The sequence below is a fragment of the Sporomusa sp. genome, from assembly GCF_035561255.1.
In the GTDB taxonomy this organism is placed as follows: Bacteria; Bacillota; Negativicutes; order Sporomusales; family Sporomusaceae; genus Sporomusa.
Genome location: NZ_DATMXX010000128.1, coordinates 1 through 3,038, shown reverse-complemented (window position 1 = coordinate 3,038; position 3,038 = coordinate 1). Strand labels below are relative to the sequence as shown.

At 43.1% G+C, this 3,038-nt stretch carries 5 protein-coding genes; 1 reads left to right on the top strand and 4 read right to left on the bottom strand.

Going from position 1 to position 3,038, the window contains the following annotated elements:
• Positions 1-117: 117 nt before the first annotated feature.
• The 4 genes from VN379_RS07385 to VN379_RS07370 form a co-directional block, all read right to left on the bottom strand.
• The gene (locus tag VN379_RS07385; protein ID WP_325532370.1) at positions 118-681 is read right to left on the bottom strand and encodes a CBO0543 family protein; all 564 of its coding nucleotides are present in this window, start codon (positions 679-681) and stop codon (positions 118-120) included.
• Between the two features lie 287 nt (positions 682-968).
• The gene (locus VN379_RS07380) at positions 969-1,337 is read right to left on the bottom strand and encodes a hypothetical protein (RefSeq protein WP_325532368.1); all 369 of its coding nucleotides are present in this window, start codon (positions 1,335-1,337) and stop codon (positions 969-971) included.
• A 108-nt stretch (positions 1,338-1,445) separates the two neighbouring features.
• Positions 1,446-1,772, bottom strand: coding sequence for a YnfA family protein (locus tag VN379_RS07375; RefSeq protein ID WP_325532366.1), 327 nt, complete (start codon positions 1,770-1,772; stop codon positions 1,446-1,448).
• Positions 1,773-2,074: 302 nt separating this feature from the next.
• Positions 2,075-2,452 carry a hypothetical protein gene (locus VN379_RS07370; RefSeq protein WP_325532364.1) on the bottom strand — a complete coding sequence of 126 codons (378 nt, stop codon included), beginning with the start codon at positions 2,450-2,452 and terminating at the stop codon, positions 2,075-2,077.
• Between the two features lie 208 nt (positions 2,453-2,660).
• On the opposite strand from VN379_RS07370, the gene VN379_RS07365 reads away from it, so the two are divergent.
• Positions 2,661-3,011, top strand: coding sequence for a hypothetical protein (locus tag VN379_RS07365; protein WP_325532363.1), 351 nt, complete (start codon positions 2,661-2,663; stop codon positions 3,009-3,011).
• Positions 3,012-3,038 lie beyond the last annotated feature (27 nt).

Here is a 3,038-nt window from a genome sequence, read left to right as displayed (position 1 = left end):
TCCGGAAAGATGATGGACGCCGCATCATCGTAACAACAAAACCCTACAGCTCATTAGTTTCTGAACTGTAGGGTAATTATCAATTAATACACTTGTATCTTAATTATTTACAGCTTTCTACTGTCCCCCATATTTCCTGCTAGTAGCTAATATCCGTTCAAGCAGCCACCGATGGCTGATGGCAATTAACAGGTACACCGGGAAGGAGTAACTAAATTTCCATTTTACTACTTGATATATACCCATAAACGCCAGCATCGGTTCAGCACCCCAGGAAAAGAGTGCAGACATGACGACCATTGCCAAAATGTATGAAGACCATTTGGGCGCATACTGGTATATGAGCATATAGACGATAGGCAGTACTGAATAATTGATCGGAACCAACTGTGGATACCAGGGAATAATTTTATAGGGATAATACCACAATATTAGATCTGTGCCAATTTCGTCCATCCAGGAAGCAGTCGCAAGAACAAACATTCCGAACAGGCATATTTCGCTAAGCCGTTTTCGGTCCACTAGGCGCCACCATACTATCCACGGCAGAACTAAGAGGGCCACAAGCAACCACCATTGCCAGGACCACAGAGAGTCTGCAAGCCACGCCTCCTCTCTCAATCTGCCAAACTCCACTTGCGCCTGCAGGACTTGCCGGGCTGATTCGTGAATAGTTCCCATCTGCATCGCTACTCCTTACGGCCTAAATTCAAGGCCAAGTACCCTGCTAATACCCTTTCACATTTCTCTTCAGACTTTTAGCAACCCACTATCAACAATACCTCGTTGTTATATAGTTTTGGCTACTTTTATGAGTATAGTTTAGGACAACCTCACTATATTTCACAATACATATCTTTGATCAAAAATCGCAGGGTTAGTATGCGTCTAACAACAGGGAGCGATACAAATTACCGAGACAAAAGCCGTATCCCAAAGGATACGGCTATAAATATAGAAAGGCATTTTTAATCGTTTGACGCTCTACCAATTACAAGGCCGAGCAAAAAAGCTCCTATTTCATGCAATTCACGGTTATGACGTTCGTTTTCACGTCTTTGCCGTTCATGCCATTCCCTTCTACTTTCAAACGGGCGACGCCTCATTTCCTGTTCGTGCCGTTCATGTTCCCGGCGCAATCGTTCATCATGCTCTCGCCGCCGATCCCGTTCATGCCGGTCCCGATCATGTCGATCATGCCGGTCAAGTTGTACTATTCGTTGCGGGTTATCATTATGTAAGGAGCCTGGGGCGGCTGCAGCTATCGAAGAGAACATTCCAACTTGCATTAAGCCAAGCATTGAGTATATAATTACTTTTTTTGCTACAATTCTCATACATACACTTCCTTATGTTGTTATGGTTTAATTATAGCATCATTTTCTTCGCAAAACAGTGTTAGATTATGGTAAAAGACCGCCGGTTCCCTGGGGGCTAATCATGTCTCATCTAGGCCAATACATTATAATTAGCACACCAAGTAAAGAAATAATGCCTCCAATAATGTCGAATTTATCAGGGATAACCTTATCTATGCCCCATCCCCATAAAATCGACAGGACTACGAACACGCCTCCATAAGCTGCATAAACCCGGCCAAAATTGGCAGGTTGTAGTGTTGGAATCACTCCATACATAATAAGTATAATTGCGCCCGCAACTGCATAGGTAATCCCCTTTCCCTCGCGCAACCAAAGCCATATCAGGTATCCCCCGCCAATTTCAAACAATCCTGCAAGAATGAAATAACCCATTGATTTTAAGAATTCCATATCTTTCTCCTCAATTGAAAGCTATTTTTATCTAATTATACTATAAAAAGGCAAGTGCTTAGAATTACAAGACAAAATAAAAATCCCCCAGACTGAAGTCCGGGGTTAACTATCATCATAATGGTTGAAACACCAAATAAGCTATTAAGGCCAAAACCGGCAGGGTTTTACATATTGGCCAGCGCCGATGCTTGATTACAATCTGCTGTTTAGCTAATTCGTAGATGAAAAACACCTGTAACACTCCTTTGGGTTTTGCTTTTACTTTTATATCGACTACTCTGCAAATCACTTACATAGGTCTATAGTCTCAAAAAATAAAAGCCACTGCCATTATAAGGCTGTTTTCTCCAGAATAAAAGCGCTGAACTCCTGCCGGACTCTGCAGCAAGCCCGCAGACCCTCTCTATAAACAATTTCAGCTGAAGTGCAGACTCATAGGTAGCGGCAGATTCAAAATCCATCACCAGCCGAAGCAATTTAGGACGCTGCTCTTCCAGCGCACTGGCAATTGCCATAAGCTCTGCTAGTACAGAACCAACCGTTGCTGTTGCTTTACAGTATTTAGGATTAACATTATTGGCGGTACCGAGGATATTGTCCACTCTGTCAAAAACGTACTGTTCAAACGCCTTATTCAATATACTTTTTAACACAGCTATAGATACAATCTTGCCCATCTTTTCTGCACATTGAATACTGTCCCGCCCGCTATAAACCAACAGACCATAAACCTGGACTTTTGGTCAGAATATCATCCTCAACACCAGACCTTAAACAGATTGGCTCTTAACTCGTAAAAGAAATGCTGGGAACATAGTTTCAGGCTTGCCCATCCCGGCCTCAAAGAGTACAATGGTAATACAGCAATACAAAGGGAGGGGCAGCATGGAAGAATTGTTAAAGCAGCTGCTCACAGCGGTAAAATCTCTAAAGTCAGGACAAGAGCAGATTCAAAGTGAAGTAAGCTCTATCAAGTCCGATATTTCAGAACTAAAAACTACCGTCGGCAACATAGAAGGTCAGCAGCACGAAAACACTGATTTCATCAAAGCCCTGCTGCACCGGACTGAGGAATTAAACGCCCAGGCTCACAACATCGGCCACAACCTCAACGTACTGACCGGCAAAGCGGCCACCAAAGAGGATACTGCTGAATTGAGCGCTAAGTTTGACGTACTGAATAACCCGTTATTCCAGCAAGAAGTAGCTATTCACCAACTAAAAGCAGTTAAGTAAACACCCGGCCATTCGCCGGGTTATTTT

Coding starts and splice junctions, on each gene's coding strand:
- VN379_RS07365 (WP_325532363.1), top strand. CDS start 2,661: ATGGAAGAATTGTTAAAGCAGCTGCTCACAGCGGTAAAATCTCTAAAG.
- VN379_RS07375 (WP_325532366.1), bottom strand. CDS start 1,772: ATGGAATTCTTAAAATCAATGGGTTATTTCATTCTTGCAGGATTGTTT.
- VN379_RS07380 (WP_325532368.1), bottom strand. CDS start 1,337: ATGAGAATTGTAGCAAAAAAAGTAATTATATACTCAATGCTTGGCTTA.
- VN379_RS07385 (WP_325532370.1), bottom strand. CDS start 681: ATGGGAACTATTCACGAATCAGCCCGGCAAGTCCTGCAGGCGCAAGTG.
- VN379_RS07370 (WP_325532364.1), bottom strand. CDS start 2,452: ATGGGCAAGATTGTATCTATAGCTGTGTTAAAAAGTATATTGAATAAG.